This window comes from Campylobacter blaseri, from assembly GCF_013201895.1.
GTDB classification, from domain to species: Bacteria; Campylobacterota; Campylobacteria; order Campylobacterales; family Campylobacteraceae; genus Campylobacter_B; species Campylobacter_B blaseri.
Map to the genome: position 1 here is coordinate 1,276,580 of NZ_CP053841.1, position 25,258 is coordinate 1,301,837.

25 protein-coding genes and 1 rRNA gene are annotated in these 25,258 nt (G+C 28.6%); 4 read left to right on the forward strand and 22 right to left on the reverse strand.

Annotation, left to right across the window (positions count from 1 at the left end; all coding sequences use genetic code 11):
- The first annotated feature begins 3 nt into the window (after positions 1-3).
- The 3 genes from aspS to ppa are packed head-to-tail and all read left to right on the forward strand — an operon-like array spanning position 4 to position 2,867.
- Entirely contained in the window at positions 4-1,755 is a 1,752-nt protein-coding gene (gene aspS / locus CBLAS_RS06415) for an aspartate--tRNA ligase (protein WP_106872004.1), read from the forward strand.
- On the forward strand, positions 1,752-2,336 hold the full coding sequence (locus CBLAS_RS06420; protein WP_106872006.1) for an adenylate kinase: 585 nt from the start codon (positions 1,752-1,754) through the stop codon (positions 2,334-2,336). Before aspS ends, CBLAS_RS06420 begins: the two co-directional genes overlap by 4 nt.
- Positions 2,337-2,348: 12 nt before the next feature.
- A complete protein-coding gene (gene ppa / locus CBLAS_RS06425) occupies positions 2,349-2,867 on the forward strand; it encodes an inorganic diphosphatase (protein ID WP_106872008.1) in 519 nt (172 codons plus the stop codon).
- A gap of 42 nt (positions 2,868-2,909) precedes the next feature.
- Here the strand turns inward: ppa and CBLAS_RS06430 are convergent, their stop codons facing one another.
- From CBLAS_RS06430 to CBLAS_RS06515, 18 genes are all read right to left on the reverse strand, one after another.
- Positions 2,910-3,140 (reverse strand): hypothetical protein, encoded by a 231-nt coding sequence (locus CBLAS_RS06430; RefSeq protein ID WP_106872010.1) that lies wholly within the window; start codon positions 3,138-3,140, stop codon positions 2,910-2,912.
- On the reverse strand, positions 3,137-4,615 hold the full coding sequence (locus tag CBLAS_RS06435; RefSeq protein WP_106872012.1) for a PepSY-associated TM helix domain-containing protein: 1,479 nt from the start codon (positions 4,613-4,615) through the stop codon (positions 3,137-3,139). The genes CBLAS_RS06430 and CBLAS_RS06435 overlap by 4 nt, the downstream gene beginning before the upstream one ends.
- Positions 4,612-4,857 (reverse strand): hypothetical protein, encoded by a 246-nt coding sequence (locus tag CBLAS_RS06440; protein ID WP_106872014.1) that lies wholly within the window; start codon positions 4,855-4,857, stop codon positions 4,612-4,614. Before CBLAS_RS06440 ends, CBLAS_RS06435 begins: the two co-directional genes overlap by 4 nt.
- A 157-nt stretch (positions 4,858-5,014) precedes the next feature.
- Positions 5,015-5,245 carry a hypothetical protein gene (locus CBLAS_RS06445; protein WP_133169618.1) on the reverse strand — a complete coding sequence of 77 codons (231 nt, stop codon included), beginning with the start codon at positions 5,243-5,245 and terminating at the stop codon, positions 5,015-5,017.
- A gap of 73 nt (positions 5,246-5,318) precedes the next feature.
- On the reverse strand, positions 5,319-5,684 hold the full coding sequence (locus CBLAS_RS06450) for a hypothetical protein (RefSeq protein ID WP_106872018.1): 366 nt from the start codon (positions 5,682-5,684) through the stop codon (positions 5,319-5,321).
- Entirely contained in the window at positions 5,681-7,552 is a 1,872-nt protein-coding gene (gene mnmC / locus CBLAS_RS06455; RefSeq protein WP_106872020.1) for a bifunctional tRNA (5-methylaminomethyl-2-thiouridine)(34)-methyltransferase MnmC2/FAD-dependent 5-carboxymethylaminomethyl-2-thiouridine(34) oxidoreductase MnmC1, read from the reverse strand. The genes CBLAS_RS06450 and mnmC overlap by 4 nt, the downstream gene beginning before the upstream one ends.
- The gene (locus CBLAS_RS06460; RefSeq protein ID WP_241517613.1) at positions 7,552-9,081 is read right to left on the reverse strand and encodes an N-acetylmuramoyl-L-alanine amidase family protein; all 1,530 of its coding nucleotides are present in this window, start codon (positions 9,079-9,081) and stop codon (positions 7,552-7,554) included. Before CBLAS_RS06460 ends, mnmC begins: the two co-directional genes overlap by 1 nt.
- Positions 9,074-10,165, reverse strand: coding sequence for a nitronate monooxygenase (locus tag CBLAS_RS06465; protein ID WP_106872024.1), 1,092 nt, complete (start codon positions 10,163-10,165; stop codon positions 9,074-9,076). The genes CBLAS_RS06460 and CBLAS_RS06465 overlap by 8 nt, the downstream gene beginning before the upstream one ends.
- Positions 10,166-11,371, reverse strand: a complete 1,206-nt coding sequence (gene tyrS / locus CBLAS_RS06470; protein WP_106872027.1) for a tyrosine--tRNA ligase — start codon at positions 11,369-11,371, stop codon at positions 10,166-10,168.
- 8 nt (positions 11,372-11,379) lie between these two features.
- A complete protein-coding gene (locus CBLAS_RS06475; RefSeq protein ID WP_106872029.1) occupies positions 11,380-13,593 on the reverse strand; it encodes a RelA/SpoT family protein in 2,214 nt (737 codons plus the stop codon).
- Entirely contained in the window at positions 13,571-13,792 is a 222-nt protein-coding gene (locus CBLAS_RS06480; RefSeq protein WP_106872031.1) for a DNA-directed RNA polymerase subunit omega, read from the reverse strand. The genes CBLAS_RS06475 and CBLAS_RS06480 overlap by 23 nt, the downstream gene beginning before the upstream one ends.
- 11 nt (positions 13,793-13,803) lie before the next feature.
- A complete protein-coding gene (gene pyrH, locus CBLAS_RS06485; RefSeq protein WP_106872033.1) occupies positions 13,804-14,520 on the reverse strand; it encodes a UMP kinase in 717 nt (238 codons plus the stop codon).
- 56 nt (positions 14,521-14,576) lie between these two features.
- A complete protein-coding gene (locus tag CBLAS_RS06490) occupies positions 14,577-15,821 on the reverse strand; it encodes a murein hydrolase activator EnvC family protein (protein ID WP_106872035.1) in 1,245 nt (414 codons plus the stop codon).
- The gene (locus CBLAS_RS06495; protein WP_106872037.1) at positions 15,818-16,636 is read right to left on the reverse strand and encodes a cell division FtsX domain-containing protein; all 819 of its coding nucleotides are present in this window, start codon (positions 16,634-16,636) and stop codon (positions 15,818-15,820) included. The genes CBLAS_RS06490 and CBLAS_RS06495 overlap by 4 nt, the downstream gene beginning before the upstream one ends.
- A complete protein-coding gene (locus CBLAS_RS06500; protein WP_106872039.1) occupies positions 16,623-17,297 on the reverse strand; it encodes a cell division ATP-binding protein FtsE in 675 nt (224 codons plus the stop codon). The genes CBLAS_RS06495 and CBLAS_RS06500 overlap by 14 nt, the downstream gene beginning before the upstream one ends.
- Entirely contained in the window at positions 17,285-18,460 is a 1,176-nt protein-coding gene (gene trmB / locus CBLAS_RS06505; protein ID WP_106872041.1) for a tRNA (guanosine(46)-N7)-methyltransferase TrmB, read from the reverse strand. The genes CBLAS_RS06500 and trmB overlap by 13 nt, the downstream gene beginning before the upstream one ends.
- Entirely contained in the window at positions 18,460-19,662 is a 1,203-nt protein-coding gene (locus CBLAS_RS06510; RefSeq protein WP_241517614.1) for a fibronectin type III domain-containing protein, read from the reverse strand. Before CBLAS_RS06510 ends, trmB begins: the two co-directional genes overlap by 1 nt.
- Complete coding sequence (locus tag CBLAS_RS06515; RefSeq protein ID WP_106872043.1) at positions 19,592-20,596, reverse strand: RluA family pseudouridine synthase; 1,005 nt, start codon at positions 20,594-20,596, stop codon at positions 19,592-19,594. The genes CBLAS_RS06510 and CBLAS_RS06515 overlap by 71 nt, the downstream gene beginning before the upstream one ends.
- A gap of 47 nt (positions 20,597-20,643) precedes the next feature.
- Between CBLAS_RS06515 and CBLAS_RS06520 the strand changes: the two genes are divergently transcribed.
- Positions 20,644-21,750: an FtsW/RodA/SpoVE family cell cycle protein gene (locus CBLAS_RS06520; protein WP_172658191.1), complete on the forward strand. Its 1,107-nt coding sequence runs from the start codon at positions 20,644-20,646 to the stop codon at positions 21,748-21,750.
- Positions 21,751-21,995: 245 nt separating this feature from the next.
- Here CBLAS_RS06520 and CBLAS_RS06525 read toward each other — a convergent pair whose 3' ends face one another.
- From CBLAS_RS06525 to rrf, 4 genes are all read right to left on the reverse strand, one after another.
- A complete protein-coding gene (locus CBLAS_RS06525) occupies positions 21,996-22,289 on the reverse strand; it encodes a ComEA family DNA-binding protein (protein WP_172658192.1) in 294 nt (97 codons plus the stop codon).
- A 186-nt stretch (positions 22,290-22,475) separates the two neighbouring features.
- Positions 22,476-23,312 (reverse strand): hypothetical protein, encoded by an 837-nt coding sequence (locus tag CBLAS_RS06530; RefSeq protein WP_106872934.1) that lies wholly within the window; start codon positions 23,310-23,312, stop codon positions 22,476-22,478.
- Complete coding sequence (locus CBLAS_RS06535; protein ID WP_106872936.1) at positions 23,312-24,262, reverse strand: ankyrin repeat domain-containing protein; 951 nt, start codon at positions 24,260-24,262, stop codon at positions 23,312-23,314. The genes CBLAS_RS06530 and CBLAS_RS06535 overlap by 1 nt, the downstream gene beginning before the upstream one ends.
- 490 nt (positions 24,263-24,752) lie before the next feature.
- Positions 24,753-24,870: ribosomal RNA gene (gene rrf / locus CBLAS_RS06540) — 5S ribosomal RNA — on the reverse strand.
- Positions 24,871-25,258: the final 388 nt, after the last annotated feature.

Genomic DNA, 25,258 nt, shown 5'->3' on the forward strand with positions numbered 1-25,258 from the left:
AAATTGCGAAGTCATTACTGCACAGATTTAAGTAAAGATAATATTGGAGAAATCGTTGAGGTTTGCGGCTGGGTGAACTCTTACCGTGACCATGGTGGTGTTATTTTTATAGATTTAAGAGATAGAAGTGGTTTGGTTCAGCTTGTCTGTGATCCAGATGATTCAAAACAGGCTTATGATACAGCAAACACTGTTAGAAACGAGTTTGTTTTAAAAGCTAAAGGTAAAGTTAGAGCAAGAGGTGAAGGACTAACCAATCCAAAGCTCAAAACCGGAGAAATAGAGATAGTCATAAGTGAATTAATAGTTGAAAACCCAAGCAAACCATTGCCATTTGTTATAGGCGATAAAGATGTTGGAGAAGAAACTCGTTTAAAATATAGATTTTTAGATCTAAGGAACGAAAAAGCTTATGAGAGATTTGCAATGCGTTCAAGAGCAGCTATAGCTTGTAGAAACACATTAGAAAAATTAAATTTCTTAGAGGTAGAAACTCCAATATTAACAAGAGCAACACCTGAAGGAGCAAGAGACTACTTAGTTCCAAGTCGTGTAAATAATGGTCTGTTTTATGCACTTCCTCAAAGCCCTCAACTCTTTAAACAACTTTTAATGTGTAGTGGGTTTGATAGATATTTTCAAATTGCAAAGTGTTTTAGAGACGAGGATTTAAGAGCTGATAGGCAACCTGAGTTTACTCAAATAGATATTGAGATGAGTTTTTGTACTCAAGAAGATGTTATGGGCGTTGCCGAAGAGGTATTAAAAGATATATTTAAAGTTTGTGGTTATGATATAAACCCTCCTTTTAGAAGAATGACCTATAAAGAAGCAACAGAAACTTATGGAAGTGATAAACCTGATCTAAGATTTGACCTACCGTTAGTTGATGTGATTGATATATTTGAAAAATCAAATAATGAAATTTTTAGCAATATAGCAAAAGATAAAAAAAGAAATAGAGTAAAAGCTCTTAGGGTTCCAAATGGTGATAATATCTTTTCAAAAAGACAGATGAAAAGTTTTGAAGACTATGTTAGAAAATTTGGAGCACAAGGTCTTGCTTTTATTCAATACAAAGAAGATGGGCTAAAAGGGCCTCTACTTAAATTTTTTGAAGAAAAAGATATTGATGAACTTGTAAAAAGAACAAGGCTTGAAGTTGGTGATGTTTTATTCTTTGGTGCTGGTGCTAAAAAAGTTGTTCTTGATTATATGGGTAGATTTAGAATATTTTTAGCAAATGAGATGGATATCATTGATAAAGATAGATTAGAGTTTTTATGGGTGGTTGACTTCCCTATGTTTGAAGAAAATGATGATGGAAGCTTCTCGGCTATGCACCATCCTTTTACAATGCCCAATAACATAGATGATGATATTGAAGATATAACATCTGTTGCATATGATGTAGTTTTAAATGGAATTGAGCTAGGCGGTGGAAGTATTAGGATACATAAAAATGATATCCAACAAAAGGTATTTGAAAAACTAGGAATTGATGAAGATGAGCAAAGAGAAAAATTTGGCTTCTTGCTTGATGCACTAAGTTTTGGTGCTCCTCCACATGGGGGTATAGCAATAGGCTTTGATAGGCTTATGATGCTTGTGACAAAATCAAGTAGCATTAGAGATATCATCGCCTTCCCAAAAACACAAAGAGCCCAATGTCCTTTGACAAAAGCCCCAAACATAGCAAGTGATGAACAATTAAGAGAGTTAGGTATAAGATTAATAAAAAAGGATAGAAAATGAAAAACTTATTTTTAATTATTGGCGCTCCTGGAAGCGGAAAAACGACAGATGCTAGCATGATAGCAGAGATGAACCAAAGTATAGTACACTACTCAACAGGAGACATGCTAAGAGCAGAAGTTGACAGCGGAAGCGAACTAGGAAAAATAATTGATAGCTATATATCAGCTGGAAATTTAGTTCCACTTGAAATTGTAATAGATACCATTGTCTCAGCTGTTAATGATACCGAACTTGACTTTATAATAATAGATGGTTTTCCAAGAAGTATTGAACAGATGGAAAAATTTGATGAGGTATTAAAAGAAAACCAAGAAATTACACTAAATTCAGTAATAGAGGTTGATGTAAGCGAAGAGGTTGCAAAAGATAGAATTTTAGGCAGAGCAAGAGGCGCTGATGACAATGAAGAGGTTTTTAAAAACAGAATGGCAATCTACCTTGAGCCTATTGAGGCTATAAGAAAGTTCTATACAAATAAAGGTATTTATAAAAAAATTAATGGTGAAAGAACTATTGAAGAGATAGTCTCTGAGATGAATGAGATGATTGTAAAAGAAATTTCAAATTCTATGATGTAAAAGGATTAATTAATGGATATAAGCAAAATTAAAGTTGGAAAAAACCCTGAAAAGATAAATGCGGTTATTGAAATACCTTATGGTTCAAATATTAAATATGAAGTAGACAAAGAAAGTGGTGCTGTAGTAGTAGATAGAGTTTTATATTCGGCTATGTTCTATCCTGCGAACTATGGCTTTATACCAAATACTTTAGCAGATGACGGGGATCCTGCTGATATTTTAGTTATAAATGAATACCCTCTCCAGGCAGGTAGCGTTATACCTTGCCGTTTAATTGGTGTTTTAGTTATGGAAGATGAAGCTGGAATGGATGAAAAGCTATTAGCTGTTCCTGTTAGCAAGATTGATCCTAGATATGAAAATATAAAATCATATACAGATCTTCCAAAAATAACCCTAGATAGGATTAAAAACTTCTTTGAAACATATAAATTGCTTGAGCCAAACAAATGGGTTAAGGTTAAAGATTTTGAAGATGCAAAAAAAGCTGAAGAAATTTTAGATAAAGCTATTAAAGCTTATAAATAATAAAACTAAGCCATAGATAAACTATGGCTTATCCCTTTAAATTTAGTTCTGCGATGTCTTTTTATCTTTTATATACTCTACAAAAATAAAGATAATCTGTGTTATCCCAAATATAAAAACAAAATATAAAAAATCAATTAGCTTATTGTCTCCAAAAGCTATAAAATAGCATAAAATAAAAATAAGTATATATATGCCTATTTTAAAAGCAGTTATTTTTCTAGAAATGTATCCCAATAAAACTATTAAAAATCCTAAAATTCCACCCATCATCCCCTAAATCCTTTAAGGCTAAAAACTCCAAAAAACAGAGATATTAATAAAAATATAATTAACATAATTATTAAATTTGATTTTAAAAATGCCTCATAACTAACTCCAACCATAACTACAACTAAAAATATTAAAGATGTTATTAATGCTGATATTTCATAAATATATTTTTTTGTAACTAAGATATTTAAAATAAAAAATATAAATAAAGAGATAAAAAAAAGTCTAATTTGAGTGATATCTCTAGCCTCATTTTCCAAACTCAAAAAGAAATTTGCTAAAAGATAAATACCAAAAGAGGCAAAAAGTCCTATAAAAAATGTCGAGTTTAACACTTTTATAAATTTCAAAAATTTACTTTTATCATATTTTTTTGTCCACAATATAGCTCCACTGCTACACATCAGCATACCAAACACCCCAAATATAAAAAACAAAAATTTAGTTAGTTCTCCACCAAAATCAGCTATATGTATATGTCTCATCAAAAACCCAATTTGCTGAGTTTTATTTATAGGAACATCATCAATCTCTTGAATTTTTTGACCGCTTTTTAAATCATATATATAAAACCCCATATTTACCCCATTTTCTGTAAAAATCTCTTTTGGCTTTGTGTTTATTTGTAAAATTGCTGATCTTGGGTTTCTAATAATTTCAATCTTATTTATAAAATCTTTGTTATCTAAATTTGATATAAATTTTTCAATATCTGCATAGCTAGGTGTGTATAGTTTTGGCATAAAACTTCCACCTCCTGCTCTTTTCATCCTGTCTAGAATATTTTTCATCTCTCTTTTTTGCTCTAAAATCTTTTCTTCTCTTTTTTCATTTTCAATTTTTTTAATATTTGCCTGTCTATAAATTTTATCTAGCATATATTTTTCAGACAGATATAGACCTGAAAAAATAAGAGTAAAAAACATTATAAAACCACAAACACTAGTTACAATATGCATATCATAATAAAAGCTTCTATCTTTTAGTTTAAAAAAATCCTTAAATAGTCTTTTATGTATAGCTAGCCCACTTATCAGACAAAATAAAATTATGATAGTCAAATAGCCAATTATTTTTCCTAAGAGCTCTACATTCATTCCCCATGGCTCATAGTGTAATGTGCTGATAAAATCGCCACCCAGAGTTTTATAAGGATTTAAAATTTTAGCATTTTCAGGGTTTAGATATATATCATTTTGACTTTTTGGATCTTGGGATAAAACTTTTACATAAGGCGTCTTAAAGCTTGGTGGTGTAATTGCCCAGATTTGATCATCTTTGTGATTTTCTTCCAAATACTCTATGCTATTTTTTAAATAACTTGTATCTAGGTAGTTAAGTTTATAAAAATTTGGCTGCATGTATAGATTTATACTATCTTTATAATAGGCAAAAGTTCCACTAAAAAATATAAAAAACATTATCCAAGAAAAAAGTAGTCCTATATCTTTATGAAATTCCCTTAAACATCTCATAGCTTTACCGCCAAAACAGATAAAATAGCCATAAACATACAAACATATCTAAATTTAAAAAGATATGAAGCTATAAATAAAAAGGGGATGGTTGTGGTAAAAATTAACTTAGCATATATTAACTGCTCTCTATATGGCACATCTATATATAGTGTTAACTTTTGACTTAACCAATACATTAAAAAACAGTTTACAAAAACTGCAACAAAAGAGACTATATAATACTCTAATTTTTTAAGCATATATTATTCCTTCTATCTGTAAAATCCCATTTTAGCAAATTAAAAATATTTTAGCTTTGATATCTATCAATTATAAAAATTAAGATTTTTATTTAAACTATTTTAGTAGTGTCTTGCTGCGCAATATAAGCATTATTTAAATTTCAATCTTATAAAACTAAACAATAATTCCTATGCCTAAGTTAAAACTAACAGCGATAATTCCACAAAGAAGTGCAAAATATAACGCATCAGAACTTATAAATCCAAAATACAGGTAGCTTGTAAAAAATGCCCCTAAAAAAGCAGTGCAAAAAAGAAGTAAAATAGGAAACTTACCTTTTTGAAAATAGCTAGGTAAATAAAAAACAGTTATTAGGCTTAACAAAAACCAAAATATTGAATACACTGCTCCAGATATATTTAAAACTAAAAGATAATTTAATATGTTTATTATTAGAAAAAATATCCAGATAGAAAGACTATATTTTTTTATCATTTTTATAAATTTTATTACTAAATGTTTTTTTCTTATACTGAAGAATAAAAATTGGCAAAGAGTATAATATAGTAAAAACAAATACTAAAATCCATCTATCAAAAATTAAAAAACCACTGATAAACCCAGATCCTAAAGAGGTTCCAAATGCTGCCAAAACAGGGTATTTAACTACATCTTTTTCTCCTATAGCTATAACTATTAAAGAAATTATATTTACTATTAAAATAAGTCCAAATATAATTATTTTAATATCTCTTATGAACTCATTGCTTGATTTTCCAAAAATAGCCCATATACCTATAAAAACTATAAAACAAACTGATAAAAATAGTAGTGTTTTTCTCATTTAATTTTGCCTTTTTTTAATTCTCTAATTAAAAACCTTGCAGGATTTAGCTCATTAACTATGCTTTTTTCAATACAAAATGGTCTATTTAAGACATAATCCAAAAGAAGCTCTGCTCCAAGTATTGAAGTACCTAAACCTCTTGCTCCATGAGATGTAGTTATGTATATATTTTCAAGGTGTTTAGGTTTTAAATTTGAGGTTTTATTTTTAGTCCAAAATATATCTTTGTAATTTACTTTAAACCACTCTTTATCATGAATAGGTCCAACTATAGGAAACCTATCTCCACTATAAGATCTAAAACCGACCTGAGAACCTATAATTTCAATATTTTTATAATTATCTATTAAATCGCTTATATTTTCTATGTTTTTAATATTATCTTTATCTACAGGTTTTTTCTCATAGTTGTTTCTATCATAAGTTGCACCAATTAGCTGAATATTGTCAATAGCAGGACAAATGTACCCTTTAGCACTAAGAGGATATCTGTTTTTTAATGTCTCTTTTATCCATGTAACCTGACCCCTAACTGAGCTAATTTTTAAACTTTCATCAAAATTCATTTTTGGCTTCAAGCCTTTGCCAAATAGCTCTTCACTTTCACTTCCCAGTGCAAATATTATAATATCAGTATTAATTTTATTGCCGTTTTTAAAATACACCTCATATTCTTTTGATTTTTTCTCAAAACTTATAAATTCATGTTCATATAAAACATCAATTTTTGTAGCTAAATGTGCACAAAGCATATTTGGTCTAGCTAAAATGCCCTCTTTTACAAATATACTAGGATATGGAGCATCAACTTCACTAAATTTAAAAAACTCACTGCTATCTTTATATCTTTCCACTAAAGATGAATTAAAAGCATACTCTTTAGACCCAGTTAAATATATATACTCTTTAGATATATATTTTTTATAAAATTTAAAAGCTTGCAAAAAAGCATTAAGATGCATTCTTCCAAGAAGTATTCCTTTTTTTGTAATAGTTGGCATTAAAACTCCAGCTATATTACCACTGCCATTACTACCCACTTTTGTATCTTTTTCAGTCAACTTAACTTTAAATCCAGCTTTTTTAAATTTCAATGCAGCACTTAATCCAGCAATTCCTCCGCCTATTACAAGAACCTTTTTATTTAAACCACCTACCGCAGGACGCGAATACCATATATTTTTTTGAACATTTATTTTTTCTTTTAGGTATGCTTTTATCATCTCTCTTTTATTACCATATCCGCTAACTAGCTTTACCTCAAAACCTGCATTTTCTAAATTTTTTCTAACACTACTTGCACTTGAATATGTAGCAATAACACCATCTTTTTTAGTTAAATTTGAAATTTCATATATAACATCGCTGTCCCACATATCTGGATTTTTTGAAGGTGCAAATCCATCTAAAAACCAAACATCAGCTATAAAATCTAGTTCATTTAAAGCATCTTTAATATCTCCAATATATAGATCTAAAACTATGTTTTTTGAGAAATGAATTCTATACAATCCATCTATTTTCAAAGTAGGGTAGCATTTTACAAGCTTGTTTGATTCTTTTTCAAAAGTGTTTAAATTTTGATAAACTTGAATTAATTCTTTTTTGGTTAAAGGGTATTTTTCTATACTTACATAGTGTAGTTTTTTATCGCTATTTTTAAATTTATTAGCTAATGTCAAAAAATTTAATCCTGTTCCAAATCCAGCCTCTGCAACGATAAAACTATCTTGTTTTGACCAAATATCATTAAGAGCACTAGCAAAAACATACTCACTCTCTAGCAAAGGAGAATTTGTATTAAAATAAATATCATCAAATTTGGTAGAATATGCAATCTTATCTTTAAATGTTAACTTTTCCATTATCTATTCTTTGAAAAATATATATCTATCCCGTCAGCTATTCCTAAAGCTACATCCTTTTGATATTTTGATTGAACTATGACCTTGCTATCGTGCGAATTTGTAACATAACCACACTCAACCAAAATAGCTGGCATTGTAGCACCAACCAATACCCAAAAAGGAGCCTCCCTAACTCCACCATCTTTCATTGAGTACTTTTTACTAACCCTATTTAACATATGTTTTTGAACATCAATAGCTACTTTATTAGAAGCTATTATTTTTTCACGATTTAAAAAATTTAGATATGTCTGCTTAGAGAAGAAATTCATATCACTAATATCGCCTTTGTTTTCAAGTGCAGCAGCATTTTTACTTCTTTCACTCCTTGCTGGACTCAAAAAGAATGTCTCAACACCAGAAAGTGTTTTTCCTTTCTTTGTATTTGGACCAGCGTTCATATGTATGGATACAAAAAGATCTGCATTTTTTTTATTTGCAAAAGCTGTTCTGCTTCTAAGTGGAATAAACTTATCAGTGTTTCTTGTATATAAAATTTTATAACCTCTTAATGATAGCTCATTTCCAAGATTTTTTGCAATCTTCAGGGCTATATCTTTTTCTTTGAGCTTGCCTACAGTAGCTCCTGGATCTTTACCGCCATGCCCTGGATCAATAACTATAAGTTTAGGCTTTATATTTTTTTTAGGGGTAGCTGTTTTTGCACTAGCTTTACCACTTGCTACAATATTTATAAGATTTTCCTTTAAGCTAAAACTAATATTAAATTTTCCTTTTTGAGAAAAAACTACTCTTGTGGTATCTTTATCGAATTGAGCTATTCGTATCTCTTCAACTGCATGATTTTCAATTTTACTTACTTTTGAATAATTTCCTGCTTTAATATCTAATATATTTCTATAAATATTACCTTTTAATGCAAATTTTTTAATCTCGCTATCATCAACTGTTCTATTAAATTTAAGTTCCACCCCTCCGCTAATCTTTTTAACACCTAGAAGCATTAGCTTGGAGTTTTTATCGGATCTTTTTTTATCTAAACTAGGTAATTCTTTTTTAGTATTGTTGTTTTTTACTGGTGTCTCTTTTTTCTTTGTGGCTATTGGTTCTTTTTTTACACTTTGTTGTTTTTTTAAAGAGTCTGGTTTTTTAGTTGGTTTTTGACTAAGTAATATTTTTTCTTTATCTACAGGTTTTTTTACATCATCTAATATATTTTTTTTGGATATGTAATTTAAATAACTATTATAATTATCTCCAAGAGATTTTAACTCATTTTCATATCCTATATAATTATAACCTAAGCTTTTTGATGAGTGAATTAGTCTTTTTAAAACCTCTTTTTTATCTTGAATATTTTTATCTATAGATGTCTTTACATAAACATCTCTAATATCTTTATGTAGCTTTTTTTTAATACTTGTGCTGGAGTTAGAAAAAGTATTATCAAAATTATTAAATACTTTATCAAATTCACCAGCATTCATAAAAATTACTATAAAAAAAACTAAAAAAAGTCTAACCATTTTCACCATTTACAAGTTTTTGCATAAGCTCTTTAACGCTTATTATCTCTTTAAGCCTATACCCATTTGCACCTGAGAAAAACAGACCAAATTCCACAACTCCATTATATGCATCATACAATCTATCTGCTATGCAATAACCAACAACTCTTGCTTCTTTTCCTCTTTGGCATGGGCTTACGCAGTTTGAAATACATTTAATTTTTGGTCCAATTCTTTTTTCTACCAAATCTAATAAATTTGTTTGAATTCCACGAGCTGGATATCCAACAGGAGATTTGATAAGTTTTATAGTCTCTTTTGTTGAATCTAAAATTACTTTTTTAAAAACAGGTGAGGCATCACACTCATGAGTTCCTATAAACCTAGTTCCCATCTGAACACCATCTGCACCTAAAGACATCATCTTTTCTATATCATTTTTATCCCAAATTCCCCCAGCTACAATTAATGGAAAATCTCCCCATTTATTTAGTTCTTCTTTAACTTGTGGAATTAAATTCTCAAGCTGATACTCTGGCAAAAAACATTGTTCATATGTAAATCCTTGATGTCCACCACTTTTTGGACCCTCTAAAACTATAGCATCAGGAAGCCTATTGTATCTTTGTGTCCATCTTTTACAAATTATCTTTAAAGCCTTAGCTGATGAGACTATAGGCACTAATGCTACATCTTTAAAATCTTGTGTGAACTCAGGTAAATTTGTAGGAAGACCTGCTCCACTAACAATTATATTAAACCCAGCTTCGCAAGAATCTTTTACCATTCTACCATAGTCATTACAAGCACACATTATATTAACACCAAGTGGTTTATCATTACAAATTTTTCTAGCATTAGTGATAATAGCCTTCAATCCTTCAGTTGAATAAAAATTTTCACTTCCAAATGGTTTACCATTTAACTCTTTTTTTGAAAAAGAGCTGTTTTGATAGTACCCTGTTCCAACTGAACTTATAATTCCAAGACCGCCATTTAAACTTACATTACCAGCTAATTGATCCCAACTAATTCCTAAACCCATGCCACCTTGAAAAATTGGAATTTCTATCTCATATTTTCCTATTTTTATACTCTTCATCTATCCAACCTTTAATTTAGCAAATTTCTTTTTGCCTATTTGCAATACATACTCTCCACTTTTAAGCTTTAGCTGCTCATCGTCTATCTTTTCTTGATTTATGCTAAATGCATTTGCTTTTATGTGGCGTCTTGCTTCACCATTTGAGCTAGCCAGTCCACATTTTACAATAGCCTCAACAATCCAAATTCCTTCTTCTGCACTAAACTCTTCAATCTCACTTGGGAGCTTGTTTTCACTATGAACTTTATCAAATTCATCTTTTGCTTTATATGCTAACTCTTTATTATAAAATCTCTCAGTTATCTCTAGTGCTAAGTCCTCCTTGGTTTTTTTAGGGTGAAGTTTGCCATTTTTGACATCTTCTTGCATAAGCTCAATCTCTTTTAAGCTTTTTTTACTAAGAAGTCTATACCAATCCCACATAAGCTCATCACTTATACTTAAAACTTTTGCATACATTGTATTTGGATCTTCTGTAACACCTATATAGTTATTCAATGATTTACTCATTTTATTAACACCATCGAGCCCAACAAGAAGTGGCATCATAATGATAGCTTGTTCTTTTCCTACATTGTATACTCTTTGTAAATGTCTTCCCATTAAAAGATTAAATTTTTGATCATTTCCACCCATTTCAATATCACACTTCATAACAACACTATCATGGCCTTGTATAAGCGGATATAAAAACTCGCTTATAGATATTGGAGTTTCATTTTTATATCTTTTAGCAAAATCATCTCTTTCTAACATTCTTGCAACATTATATGTGCTTGAAAGCTCTATCATCTCAGCAGCACTAAGTTTATTCATCCACTCTGAGTTAAACATAATAATAGTTTTATCTTTATCCAAAACTTTAAAAACCTGATCTTCGTATGTTTTTGCATTTTTTAAAACAACATCTTTGCTTAATTTTTTTCTTGTCTCACTTTTGCCAGATGGATCACCTATTTGAGCGGTAAAATCACCTATTAAAAACTGAATTATAGCACCGTGCTCTTGTAAAAAAGCCATTTTTTGAAGCGTTACTGTATGTCCTAAATGTAAATCAGGCGCTGTTGGATCCATACCTATCTTAACATAAAAATTTTCATTTTTTTCATAAAAGTTTTTTATTAAATCTTTAATCCTATCCTCATCTATTATCTCAGATATTCCCTTTTTCAACTCTTTGAAAATTTCATCTAAATTTACCATAAACTCTCCTAATTTTTATATGCATCGCTTAGCGATGTAAATTCAACTATCTTATATCTATCTTTTAGTCTAGATTTAATGTTATTTGCATTCAAATTTTCATTTAATTCTATAACAATTTCAAAAAAATCAGATTTTGTCTCTTCGTTCTGATTTAATTTTATAGCTACTAAATCAACTTGCAATCTAGCTAAATAGTTTAGAAAATTAGCTAAAGCACCTCTTTTGTTTTCTAAATTTAGTATCATCTGATATCTATGTGGCGCATTTCTTGTCCATTTAACAAAGATAACCTCTTTATTTTCCTTTAAAAGCCTACCTGCCCTTTCACAAAATTTATGGTGAGCAGTTACGTTTGCACCTTGCCTAAAACCAACTATATCATCACCTCTTCTTGGGTTGCAACAATAATCAAACTCAACATTATTAATTTTATGATTAGAATAGACAACAATATTCTCAAACTTTTGTTTCTTAACTATATATTTATCTGTAAAATTTAAAGTAAATAACTTATCTTTTTTTGGATATTTTTTTAGTGCATTTACAACATCTTTTAAATATTCTGAATCATATGCCGCTTTACTAATTTTTTTATGTAAATTTTCACGCTCAAGCCATGAGAGAATCGTTATATCCATTACATTAAAGACAGAAGATAAGATCTTTATAGCAATTTCATTGTTTAACTCTTTTAATTTCTGTTTGCAAAAAGTTTTAATAGCAGCTTTTGCCTTTCCTGTTTTAACTGAATTTAGCCAACTGCATCTATATTTTGGCTCATTACCTGTGATGATATGGACAATATCTCCATTTTTAAGCTCAGTAAGTAAAGGATATTTAACTTTGTTAATATATGCCTCTGTGGCTTTTAATCCAACTTGCGAATGTATTTCATAGGCATAATCAAGAGCAGTAGCACCTCTTGGTAAGGTAAAAATTCCCCCTCTTGGCGAATAGACAGCAATATCTTCAGCATATAAATTATCTTTAGCATATTCATAAAGATCTTCTGGACTACTATCATCATTAGCCATATCTGCGTTTATCTCTTTTTCTGTGATATCGCTCAACCAGTCAAGCTTAGGATTAACTGAGCCTGTGCCTTTATATCTCCAATGAGCAGCAACACCATATTCAGCGGTATTATGCATATCAAAAGTTCTTATTTGTGCTTCTATTATCATACTATCATCAAAAACTGTTGTATGTATAGTCTGATATCCATTTTGTTTAGGTAGTGCAATGTAGTCTTTAAATCTTGATATTAAAGGGTTAAATTTAGTGTGTACAACTCCTAATGCCACATAACAATCTCTTATATCCCTAACTACAACTCTAACAGCCAATAGATCAAGAACTTCTTGTATGGTTATGCCTTTTCTTTGCATTTTTAAATATATAGAGTAGTAGTGTTTTACTCTTTTTTGTATCTCAAAACTATTTTCACTGAATCCACTTGTAAGCAAAAGCTCAGTTATTTTAAGGCTAAATTTATTTAAATTTATCTGAAGCTGTTGTTTGTTTTTGTTTATATATAAATCAATTTTATCATATTCCTCAGGCATTACATATTTAAAACTAAGGTCTTCAAGTAAGTTTTTAATGGATGAAATGCCTAACCTATGCGCAATAGGTGCGTAAACTACAAGAGTCTCTTCGGCAATTCTTCTTTGCTTGTCAGAATGAAGAGCATCTAAGGTTAGCATATTATGAAGCCTATCACATAGCTTTATTACAAGAACTCTAACATCCTCAATAGATATTAAAAGCATTCTCCTAAAAGTTAAAGCCGAGGATCTTAACTTTTGATTTTTTACACTAGATGGTATTAGTTTATCTTCTCTAATGCTTACTATCTTTGTAAGTCCTTCAACAAGCTTTTTAACTTCGTCTCCAAATTCACTACCAACTTGCTCTAAGCTAAAATCAGTATCCTCGACAACATCATGCAAAAAAGAAGAGATCATCATATCTTCATCGCCACCCATAAAAGAGACTATGCAAGCAACTAAAATTGGGTGAACGGCATATGGTTCACCACTTTTTCTAAACTGCCCCTCATGCTGAGATATACATATATTAATGCTTTTTCTAAGTCTAGGTGTCTCTTTTTCAAGAGAAAAAAATAGCTCTACTGCTGAATCTAAATCACTAACATTTAAAATACTCTCTAAAGAGTCCTCTAAAAGAGTATCGTTAATCTTTTTGAGTAAATCCATCCAATACTACTTTTCCTTCTGCTATCTCAAGCAATGCTATATCTGTAAGCTTCATATTCCTTAAATCATAATCTTTAATCAGTGGCTCAGTTCCAGCGTGTAATTGGTTTGCTCTTTTTGCAACCATTAATGATAGCTTATATCTATCACCACCCACTGTTTTTAAAGCTTTTGCCATAATTTCCTCAGGTCTTTTCATTTATAATCCTTTTAATTTTTTACAACAGAACAGTTACTAAAGTCATCTTGTGCAATTTTTAACAATCTTCCACTTTCAAACATATTGCAAACAGCAATAGGAAGTGAGTTATCTTTTGCTAATGCGATAGCTGTATCATCCATAACTTTTATATCATCTTTTAAAGCGTCATCATATGTTAAGTTAGAAATCAATTTAGCGTCAACAAACCTATTAGGATCCTTATCATATACACCATTTACTTTTGTTGCTTTAATTATCATATCTGCATCTATCTCAATGGCCCTTAGTGTTGCAGCCGTATCTGTTGTAAAAAACGGATTTCCAGTTCCTGCTGCAAAAATAACAATTCTGCCTTTTTCTAAATGCCTTTGAGCTCTTCCTACTATAAAAGTTTCACATATTGCCTCCATTTTTATAGCACTTTGAACTCTAACATCGAGTCCGACACTACCAAGTGCTTCTCTCATAGCTATAGCATTAATTACAGTAGCAAGCATTCCCATATGATCACCACTTGTTCTTTTTATAATTCCACCGGCTGCAGCACTTACTCCTCTAACTATATTTCCACCGCCAATAACAATACCAAGTTCAATATTATTTTTAACAATTTTAGCGATCTCATCTGCTATAAATTTTAAAACAGAGCTATCAATACCAAAACCATTTTCACCAGCAAGTGCTTCACCAGAAAACTTTACTAAAATTCTCTTTCTTTTTTCCATAATACTCTCCTATTTAACCTACTATTTTACCTAAAAACTCTTTAATAAATAATAATTCACTTCAATATAATTAAATCCAAAGGATTTATATGATAGTTTTTTTCAGTTACTTCAAAAGTTAAATCCTCTTCCACTCTACCAATAGCATATCCTTTTTTTACAGTGCTTCCAACCTTTATAGTAGGGGCTATTTGACTTAAATGTGCATATATAGTGTGAATTCCTCCAACATTTTCCATTATAATAACTTTATCTAAAATAGGTGTCTCTTTTGCAAAAATAACTTTACCAGGAAGAACACTATAAACTTGAGCATTTTTTTCTTTGGAGCCTAAAACAATAGACTCATTAAAAAGTTTTATGCCATATATAGGATCTGTGTAGTTACCAAATTTTCTTTTTATGTAAGCACTTTTTAGTGGTGATATTGTTTTTTTACCTGCATATTTTTTAACCTTACTGGCTTGATAGCTTGATCCATATTGTTTTACTTTTTGATCTATATCTTTAATTCTTTTATCTTTTATAGGTGTCTTAGAAGTATCCTCTTTAGCTAGTTTTTCTTCTTTAACCTTTTTTGCTGCTTTTGCTTTTTCTTCTCTATCTATTATTTTTAATTTTTTTAAAGTATTCCTAAGCTCTTCTGTGTCCTTGTGTAATTTTTCCAGTCTAACTATATATGCCTCTTTATTTTTATTTAAATTTGCTACCAATCTTTCTTGCTTAGTTTTAGCTTGTGATAATTCTAATTTTTTATCATTATACTCTTTTATATTTTTTTCTATGCTATCTATCTGCATTGACTTTTTTTCTATTTCTTCTTCTGCTTTTTGATAATTTTTTAGAAATCCTTTTAGCTCTTCTTGCAGTATCTCATTTAAGCTATTAAAAACTTCATTAGAAACTATACTTTCAGTAGTTTTTAAATCATCTTTTTGCAATAAACTAAAAGCAAAATCGTTAGCTATTAATACTGCTATTTTTTCTTCAAGTTTATTTTGATCTTTCAGAAGTTTTTTATTTTCAACCTTTAATCTACTTAAAGTCACCTCTTCATCTTTATACTTTTGAGATAAATTTACCACCAGGCCCGTAATTTCATCTATCTCTTTATTGGTTTTTTCTAGCTCTTTTGTCTCATTTACTATAGCATTGCCAAGATCGTCTATCTTTTTGGACAATGTTTGACTTTGTGTCTTTGACTGTCTAATCTCAACATAGGTGCTTTTAATTTTATCTTCTGTTGTTTTGGCATATATAAACGATAAATTTACACAAAGAAGAATTAAAAAAAATCTCATATCTTATTTTTTCTCTCTAAATCAAGCATTACTAGTGTAGCAGAAAAAATAGATAGAACTAAAGCTACAGATAACAAGTAAACAAAATAATCCAACAAAACCACATTGGTATAGCTAAACTCAATTATATTTATAATATTTCGAAAATATTCTAGCTCGGCTAAAAACACATAGACCAATAAAACCATGCAAGTAGCTATAATACTATCTAGAATTGCCATCTTGTATAAATCCGCACTTTTCCAACAAAAAGACGCACCAAAAAGAGTCATAACTTCAACTCTTTGACTATGTTCAAATAGCCAAATTTTCATCTGTTTTATAACTAGCATAAAACTAAGTACTGCTATCAGAATAGAAAATATATAAACAATATTTTTTAATAGAAGCATTATTTTATAAATACTATCATGGGCTTTTGCAAATATTTCTACCTTAGCAACCCCTTCTACTTTTTCCAAATTTTTAGATATTGTTTTAATCTCATCAATATTTGGAAAAAATTTCAACTTAATATTGTAAAATTTTGGAAGCTTTTTTTGTAGTTGCTCTAGGCTATCTTTTGAAATTTTATCTTTTAAACTAAGTATCATTTCATCGCCACTAATCTCTTCAATAGTGCTAACTTCTTTTACCTCATTTGCAATATCTTTTAACTCTAAAGCATTTTTAGATACAACAACTATACTATAATTATCAACCATTGTTTGTTCATATTTTTTTATAGCATCGTTGATAAAAAAATTAAACTGTATAGAAAACAGCAGGGTAAAAAGTGATAAAACAACACCTAAATGAGACTTAAAACCTTTCAACTACTTTCCTTTCTTTTATCTCAAAATGTCTAAAATTAAATTTCAATGTCGATGGGGCTCTATGTGTTACAACTACAACACAAGTTCCCCAAGAATCCCTAGCTGCTCTTAAAAAGTCCCAAACCATATTGCTTGAAACTTCATCTAAGTTTCCTGTAGGTTCATCACAAAGCAAAAGATTTGGCTCATGAACTATGGCTCTTGCTACTGCTACTCTTTGTTGCTCACCACCGCTTAATTCTAGTGGATACTTGCCTATTTTATGGCCTAGTTTAACATACTTTAAGAAGTGTTCTGATCTTTTTTTGCAAATGGTTTTACTTTGACTATCAATTTCCAAAGGAAGCATAACGTTTTTCTCTATAGTCCAATCATTTACTAGCTTATAGTCTTGAAAAACTATACCTATTTTTTGCCTTAACTCTTTTAAGTTTCTATTGTTTATATTTTTTAAATTGGTAAAACACACATCTAATTCACCATTTAAAATACCAATACCTCCATAAAATGATTTTAAAAGAGTTGATTTTCCGCTACCACTTTTACCTGTAATTACTATAAAATCATTCTTATTTATGCTAAAACTAGCATTTTTTATTACAGGATTTTTTTCACCTTCATACCCAAGGGTTAAATTTTTTGCATTTATTATTTGTTCCATTTGGCTAAAATCTCCCTTAACTCACAATGCGCTTTATAATTTCTCTTAGTCATTAATGGTTTTTTTATAAAATATTCTGCACTATTTTTAGAAATTCTTATAAAGCCATTTTCTGGAGTATTAAACCCTCCAAAAGAAAATTTAATAACAATATCATTATCATTAAATTTATACATATCTTCTATATGAATAAAAAAATCATCAAATTTTTTTGTTATATTTTCAAAACTATTAATGATTTTTTTAGGACTATAGGTATCAAAATCCATATTATACTCATTTTTTAAACTTAAAGACTCAACTTTATTTTTAACAAAAATATCATAGATATCTTTTTGCTGTTTTTTCCATCTATCTTCATATTTACTTGAAATTTCTAAATCTTTATTTTTGAAAATTTCAACTTCAACCCCATTTCTATCTAAAAATTTTAAGATAGAAAAATCAACATATTCTCTACTATCACTTCTAAGTTCAAAACTTCCATCTTTTTTAAGGACTCTTTGAACATCCATTAAAAACTCTTCTGATATAACTCTTCTGTGCGGGGCATCATTCCAAGGAATAGGAAAATGCAAATAGATCTTCTCAATCTTATTTGAGTCTATTAAATTTAAAAATATTCTAGCATCATTATCAATTAAATAAATATTGTTTAATTCCTCTTTTAGAGCTAGTTTAGCAACCTGTTCAATAGCTGGCTTATAAATTTCAATTCCTATAAAAATAGTATCTTTGTTCTCTTTTGCTCTATATAAAATATGTCTTCCAGAACCAAAACCTATTTCTATACAAATTTTGCTCTTTTTATTGCCATTTATAATTTCTAAAAGCTCTTTTTCCGATTTTATGATAGAGTTATTTTCTATTAGTGAGTTTTTATTATACCCAAAAGCACTACTGAGTATTTCTTCACAAAACTCAACACTAAATAGCTCCAAGGCTTTTTGTAAAAGTCCAACTTTTGATGGTCTAGTTATCTTTTCGCCTTTAATTAAAAAGCTATCCTTAGTAGGTTTTATCGTTAAAAAAAACTCTTCATCACCAACTTTTACCAAAACTAAATCTAACATCCTACCTTTTGCAATTTGAAGAATTTCAATATCATCTTTTTTAAAAGGGAGGCTTAAAACTTTTACTTTTCTTGTTGTGAAATTTGGCATTAGTATTCTACGCTTATCTTATTAGATGCTTTTGAGCTAAGGCCGTATTCATCTACGCTATAAATTTCGTATGTATATTTATTCCCTTTTTGAACATCTCTATCTATATATTTAGTGCCAACTATATCTGTTATATTTTTCTTTTCAAACCTACTGCTTCTATATATGGAATATTTTGAAGCAGAACTAACTGCGCTCCAATTCAATACAATTGTTTTATTATTTATTATAGGTTTTGATAAAACAGGTGCATCTGGTTCGCCTAAAGTCTGCCCAAGAACTGGTTCATCTTGTGCTTTACTTTCTAACCCGTCTTTATCTACAAATGTTACTTTATAATATCTTTTAGTGCCGTTTGAGTTTATTAAATCCTCATAGATATTTGTATCTACTTTTGCTAAAGGTAAAAAAGGTAAAAAACTGCCTATGGAGCTATAAATTTGATAGTGTGAGAAATTCTCATTTAAAGGGCTATCCCATGTAAGTATTATCTTTTTAGGCCTATTTGTTGTAGCTCTTAAATCAACAACACCATCTGGCAGTTCTTTTGTAGTGGCTGATAAAACGCTACTTGGTGCAGAAATTTCACCATCTAATGTTTTTACTAATATCCTATAATTGTATTCTCTTCCGCTCTTAACTCCATTATCAATATATTCAGCATTAAGTCTTCCTTTTATTTCAGCAATCCTTGACCATCTAGTAGCTTCTGGGCTTTTTCTTTCTATAATATATGAACCAACTTTTAAATTTGCATGAGGTCTCCAAATTATCTTAACCCGCTCAGGAAGACCATATATAGCCTTAGCAAAAGATACTGTCTCTATAGCCTTTGCTGTTTTAGCACTAACAACAACCCCATCACTAGAAATTGCGCTTTTACTATAGGTTTTTATGGTGTATCTATATGTTGTTTCTGGCTTTAAATCTTTGTCTGCAAAGTGGGTTGAAAATCTATCTTTAATAGTATAAATAAGTTCCATAGGTTCATTTAACTCACTTCTGTATATGTAAAAACCTTCAATATCAGAGCTTCTTACAGTTGTCCATTCTAGACCTATTGACCTAGTTGAGCTTATGGTTTTTATATTATTTATAACTGGTAAGTTTGAATCTACAAAAGATGATGGTTTAGGTGAGCCACAACCAACTATCAAGATCATTAAACCCACTAATGAGATTATCTGGTAAAATCTTTTCATAAATTTTCTCCTTGTTTTTACTTTTATCCAATATTTTAGAAAAATCATCCCATAAGTTTGCTGTAAATTTCATATTTTCGCCCGTTTTAGGATGCCTAAACTGTAATATATATGCATGAAGCATAGTTCGCTTGATTTTATCTTTTTTGCTCTTAAAACCATATAAATTATCTCCTAATATATGTCTATTTATGCTTGATAAATGAACTCTTATTTGATGAGTTCTTCCACTAAAAAGCTTTGCAGATATAATATTAATATTTTCATCACTATATAAATTTAAAAATGCACTTTTTGAAATTCTTCCATTTTCTATAATGGCTTTTTTAAGGCGGTTTTTAGGATTTCTACCTATAGGGCGATTGATTATTAAATTCTCTTTTAACGGAAGATCTATAATAGCCAAATACAACCTTGTCATACTTCTTTCTTTTAGCTGATTTGATAAGCGAATATGGGCTTCATCATTTTTAGCTACAACCATAATACCACTTGTATCTTTATCAATTCTATGAACTATGCCTGCTCTAATTTCTCCATTAATGCTTGAAAGAGTATAGTCTTTAAACTTTAAATAATCAACTAATGTGGCCTCTTTCACACTAGGTGCAGAGTGTACAATTAAATTTGGCGGTTTATTTATAACCAAAACATCATCATCTTCGTATACTATTTCAACTTCAAAATTTATTGTAAAATCATTAAATTCACTATCTTCATCGTTTAGTTTATTTACCTCTACAATTTGTCCTATTTTAAGAGTAAAAGATGGCTTATCTACAATTTTTTTATCCACTAAAATATTTTTATCTCTTATGAAATTTGTAATTTGATTTCTTGAAATATTAAGTTTTTTTGATAAAAATTGATCTATCCTACTCTCTACATCAACTACTACTATCTCTGCATTTTCTTTTGCCTTATCCAAATTCATACCTTTTTTAGTTATAATCCATCTATTATTTTAAAAGGATAGATTATTTGATAATTTTCGATAAGCGTATTTTAACACATTTTGATTTCATTCAGCCTTTTTTAATACTTCCAATAATTTTTCTATCTCATATATTGATATCAGAAGTAAGCCAAATGCTAGCTATAAAACAATATGTCTATTTTGGGATAGGATTTATGGTATTTTTATTTTTTTTCCTACTTCCTATAAGAAAAATTGACTGGCTTATTCCTGCTACATATTGGCTTAATATAATTTTATTAATAAGTGTTGAATTTTTTGGTGTTAGTAAACTAGGGGCTCAAAGATGGATAGAAATTCCTTTTGTGCATTTTACAATCCAACCAAGTGAAATAATAAAACCCTCTTTTTTGCTTATGCTTGGATATATTATAAAGAAAAATCCACCAGAAGAAGATGGTTATAATTTAAAAGAATTTATAAAGATAAGTTTTTTTATATTTTTGCCATTTTTTTTAATACTAAAAGAACCAGATCTTGGAACTGCTTTAATTTTACTACTAACAGGATATGGAGTTTTGTTTATAATAGGAGTAAATAAAAAAATATGGTTATCCATTGCTCTAGTATTAGGAATTTCATCTCCTATTTTATATCAAAGCCTTCATGATTATCAAAAAAAACGCATTACTGATTTTATATCAGAAGAACCAAGCTACCATGTAAAACAATCAATAATCGCTATAGGAAATGGCGGAATGAGCGGAAAACCTAAAGATGAAGCAACTCAAACTCATTTCAAATTCCTCCCAATCGCTACTAGTGATTTTATATTTGCATACAATGGAGAGAGATTTGGATTTATTGGTAATCTTTTTTTAATAAGCATGTATTTTCTCTTAATATCTCACCTACTATCTTTAAACCACAAATTAAAAGATGACTTTTTAGCAAGAGTTATCACAAATGGAATTGCCATTATGATGTTTATATATATATCCGTCAACATCTCCATGACCATAGGTTTTGCGCCTGTGGTTGGTATACCTCTACCCTTTTTTAGTTATGGTGGTAGTAGCTTTATCACCTTTATGTGTTTTTTTGGAATACTCCAGAATTTATTAGCATTTAGGTTTGATAAAGAGTATAGACTCTTAAAAATTAATATATAGTCAAACATATTAAAAATCATAAATTAGCATAGGTTTAAGTGCTAAATTCTTAAATACTAAAAACATATAAGCATTAAAATAAAGTTTAATAACTAATTTATTTTATAAGATAACCAACATATCATTTTAGTTAGGCTAATAAATATAATACGCAATACTATTTTTAAAAACAGTATTTAAGATTTTATATTATTAGCTTTATTTTATTTAAAATCTTAATTTAAAAACCTAGTATCTATAATAATCTATCTTTTATTACTACTATCTTTATTGTTATCTTTGTTTTTTGTTATTGTTTTACCTGATATAGTTATATCATCTTTAATAACTTCAAATTTCTTATCACCTATTCCCTTTATATTTTTAATATCCTCTATCTTTTCAAATTTCTTATCTTTTCTATAATCTATTATATACTCTGCTGTCTTTTCACCAACACCTTTAATGCTCATAAGTTCCTCTTTTGAAGCAGTATTAATGTTTATTGCACTAAATAAGAATGTAAAGCTAAGTAGTAGTGTTAAAAGTAGTTTTTTCATGATTGTTTCCTTTTTGAATTAATTACACCTATAATATATCTAAATAAACACTTATTTATATTAATTATCAGAATTAGTTTAAATGGTTAAATAAATATGAAGTTTAAAATTTAGAGCACATATAATTCGTATAAGTACCAATGCTTCTAAATAGCACCAAGCAAACAAAAATATATGTTTTATATCTTACTTTTTAATTATCTCTTTAAGCTTTTCATCTTTTGTAAAGTTACAAAAAATTTCAAACATAAATTTTTGTGATTGTTCTATATCTTTATAGTCTATATGTTTTAAATACTCATATGCCCATTTCATTTTTTCATCTCTAAAATTTATATATTCATTTGAATGTAAAAAATTTTCTGCCTTTTTGCTAAGTTTTGTATCTTTTTTAAGTTCAAAACCTCTACTCCTAACAAAATCAAACAAATCTAAGCCAATACTATTAAAGACACCAAAATTCGGATTACCATTAAATTTGTTAAGATAAATTTGATAAAGTTTGAAATGCTTTTTATCATATAAAATACTAAAATATGGATTTGAGTATGCACCACTTAGTCTCCAATTTAATTTCCAAAAAGAGTTAATTTTTTCATTATCAAGTCCCATTTGTATAAATTTATCCATTACTTTATCTGCATTTTTATCACCTCTATACAAAACTCCACCTAAAACTTCGACCATAATTGCTGGACTTAATAGTAAATTATCATAGCTTAACAAAATTTCAAGTATTTTATAATCAGCATTGGCAAAATCAGTAGCTTCAAAAAATACTTGGATAGGAAGCATATTATAACTATTTCTAAAATTTATTATCTCTGGGTTTGTATCAAGTATAGTCTTTATTTTGTTATAATCTTGTTCCATTATAGCATTTGATAGTTCATCAATTTCTTGATTTAAATTTTTGTTTATATTGGAATTTTTATAATTATTTAAGCTTTTATCCAAATCATTTGCAAAAGCTAAATTTGCAAATATAAAAAATGCAAACATTAAAGTTAAAATTTGTTTCATTAATTAATCCTTTTATTTAATAAATTTATAACTGCCACATTGCTATTTAATATGGCTATTTGATTTAATTTATAGCATAATTTATTATTATCGCACAAACCCTGTTTTAACAATAGTTCTAATCCAGATATTTCATTTGTTAAAGCGTAATATTTTGCTAGTGTTGCAATAATGTTTTGATTTAAATCTTGTAAAGATTTTGTTCGAAAAATAGTTTTTAAATACTTTAAATTTGCATCACTTATTAATCTATAACTATCTTTAGTGGTAATTTGAAAAATATCTTGTGGAATTTTATTTTCAAATGATAGTTTTATATTTGGATGATATTTTATAATTTCATTTAAATAATTACTTAGCATATAATCAATAATATCTTTATTGTTTTCATTTGTTAATTTTAAGTTTGCACCTTTTTCAATTAAAAATTTAAAAAATTCATAATTATCTGATATATAGCTAAATATCAAAGCAGAACTAGAACCATCTCCATTACTATCTTTAAAATCTACATTTGCCCCACTATCTACAAGAAGTTTTGCAAGAAGTATTCCATCTTTTAAATTGTCTGCTGTTGCTATCATTTGCAAAGGTGACATATTCTTAAATGATGGAATTAAATAATCTAACTGTGGCTTATGTGCTAGTAGCAATTTAAGCATTTCTATGTCAAAATTGTCATTAAAAAGGCAAACATCTACGGCACGAAAGCCATTATGCTGGGTATTGATTATTTTTTTATCTTTTAAAAGAAAACTTTGTACTTCTTTCTTGTCTAAATTTTGGATTGCAAGAAAAAAATTATCCATAAGTTGTATTTTTTTATTTATTAAATTCTGGTTTTTATCAAGTAAAGTTTGCTCATTATTTAAGCTTTTATTTACATCATTTGCAAAAGTTAAATTTGTAAATATAAATAATACAAAAATTAAAGTTAAAATTTGTTTCATTGTTTTATCTCCTAGTAAAATGTAAATTTAGTATATTATATTTTAGTGATTATTTTACATAAATACTTTTGAAATTCTTATAAATTTCTTGTAGTATTAAATAGCATTTAAAGAGCAGTAAAATACTATATAAAATTCTATAAAACTTTTTGTGGAATAGTGTAAAATATTTTTTACTTTAATTTTACTAAAATTAGCCACAAATAATGACAAATAAGCTCTTTTGGAAAAATATATATGTAAAGATAAACTAATGTAGTAACATATTACTAAAAATATTTATCCTAAAAATAAATTAGTCTATTAAAAGCAAAATTTAAAAACATATCTATAAAATTAGAGTGATAATATACAATATAGTGCAGATAATCAAACACATGATTGCTTATTGTAAATGCAATAGACAATAGATTACTAGTATGTATAAATGATAATTTTATAAAGTAATTGTTTATTGGATTATTTGTAAGTGTAAGTTATAAATTAACAAAGTCCGCAGCGACCTACTTTCCCACATCCCAGTAAGAGAGAGTATCATCAGCCACGACGAGCTTAGCTTCTTGGTTCGAGATGGAACAAGGCGTTTCCTCGTCTGTATAGCCACGAACAGTGTTAAATAAAAAAACTATTTTAATTGATTAATAAAAGATAGTCTAATTAACTACTTTATTAAATTTAGTTCTCTTATTAAACACTGTTAAGTGTTAATCGTTAAAAGTCAAAAGTTTTAATGTAAAACATTTATTCTTGTTATTAATATAAGTTTTATTACAAACTTAATCAACAAATATTTATTATTTGCCATTAATTAAGTTTTGGATTTGATAATACATTTGTGCAAAAGGTTGGACTATTTCAAACAAGCTACCTTGTTGGTAGTGAGTGAAGAAATAGTTTGAGCTTTTGTGCAAAGATACTACAAAGCTAAACTTCTTTATCCTTAACAAGGAAGTGATGCTTATTATACCTTTATCTAACATTTACATAGTAAATGCG

Excerpts from the sequence above, each read along its gene's own strand:
- CBLAS_RS06420 (WP_106872006.1), top strand. The coding sequence starts at position 1,752 with ATGAAAAACTTATTTTTAATTATTGGCGCTCCTGGAAGCGGAAAAACG.
- ppa (WP_106872008.1), top strand. The coding sequence starts at position 2,349 with ATGGATATAAGCAAAATTAAAGTTGGAAAAAACCCTGAAAAGATAAAT.
- CBLAS_RS06430 (WP_106872010.1), bottom strand. The coding sequence starts at position 3,140 with ATGATGGGTGGAATTTTAGGATTTTTAATAGTTTTATTGGGATACATT.
- CBLAS_RS06435 (WP_106872012.1), bottom strand. The coding sequence starts at position 4,615 with ATGAGATGTTTAAGGGAATTTCATAAAGATATAGGACTACTTTTTTCT.
- CBLAS_RS06440 (WP_106872014.1), bottom strand. The coding sequence starts at position 4,857 with ATGCTTAAAAAATTAGAGTATTATATAGTCTCTTTTGTTGCAGTTTTT.
- CBLAS_RS06450 (WP_106872018.1), bottom strand. The coding sequence starts at position 5,684 with ATGAGAAAAACACTACTATTTTTATCAGTTTGTTTTATAGTTTTTATA.
- mnmC (WP_106872020.1), bottom strand. The coding sequence starts at position 7,552 with ATGGAAAAGTTAACATTTAAAGATAAGATTGCATATTCTACCAAATTT.
- CBLAS_RS06460 (WP_241517613.1), bottom strand. The coding sequence starts at position 9,081 with ATGGTTAGACTTTTTTTAGTTTTTTTTATAGTAATTTTTATGAATGCT.
- CBLAS_RS06465 (WP_106872024.1), bottom strand. The coding sequence starts at position 10,165 with ATGAAGAGTATAAAAATAGGAAAATATGAGATAGAAATTCCAATTTTT.
- tyrS (WP_106872027.1), bottom strand. The coding sequence starts at position 11,371 with ATGGTAAATTTAGATGAAATTTTCAAAGAGTTGAAAAAGGGAATATCT.
- CBLAS_RS06475 (WP_106872029.1), bottom strand. The coding sequence starts at position 13,593 with ATGGATTTACTCAAAAAGATTAACGATACTCTTTTAGAGGACTCTTTA.
- CBLAS_RS06480 (WP_106872031.1), bottom strand. The coding sequence starts at position 13,792 with ATGAAAAGACCTGAGGAAATTATGGCAAAAGCTTTAAAAACAGTGGGT.
- pyrH (WP_106872033.1), bottom strand. The coding sequence starts at position 14,520 with ATGGAAAAAAGAAAGAGAATTTTAGTAAAGTTTTCTGGTGAAGCACTT.
- CBLAS_RS06490 (WP_106872035.1), bottom strand. The coding sequence starts at position 15,821 with ATGAGATTTTTTTTAATTCTTCTTTGTGTAAATTTATCGTTTATATAT.
- CBLAS_RS06500 (WP_106872039.1), bottom strand. The coding sequence starts at position 17,297 with ATGGAACAAATAATAAATGCAAAAAATTTAACCCTTGGGTATGAAGGT.
- trmB (WP_106872041.1), bottom strand. The coding sequence starts at position 18,460 with ATGCCAAATTTCACAACAAGAAAAGTAAAAGTTTTAAGCCTCCCTTTT.
- CBLAS_RS06510 (WP_241517614.1), bottom strand. The coding sequence starts at position 19,662 with ATGAAAAGATTTTACCAGATAATCTCATTAGTGGGTTTAATGATCTTG.
- CBLAS_RS06515 (WP_106872043.1), bottom strand. The coding sequence starts at position 20,596 with ATGAATTTGGATAAGGCAAAAGAAAATGCAGAGATAGTAGTAGTTGAT.
- CBLAS_RS06525 (WP_172658192.1), bottom strand. The coding sequence starts at position 22,289 with ATGAAAAAACTACTTTTAACACTACTACTTAGCTTTACATTCTTATTT.
- CBLAS_RS06530 (WP_106872934.1), bottom strand. The coding sequence starts at position 23,312 with ATGAAACAAATTTTAACTTTAATGTTTGCATTTTTTATATTTGCAAAT.
- CBLAS_RS06535 (WP_106872936.1), bottom strand. The coding sequence starts at position 24,262 with ATGAAACAAATTTTAACTTTAATTTTTGTATTATTTATATTTACAAAT.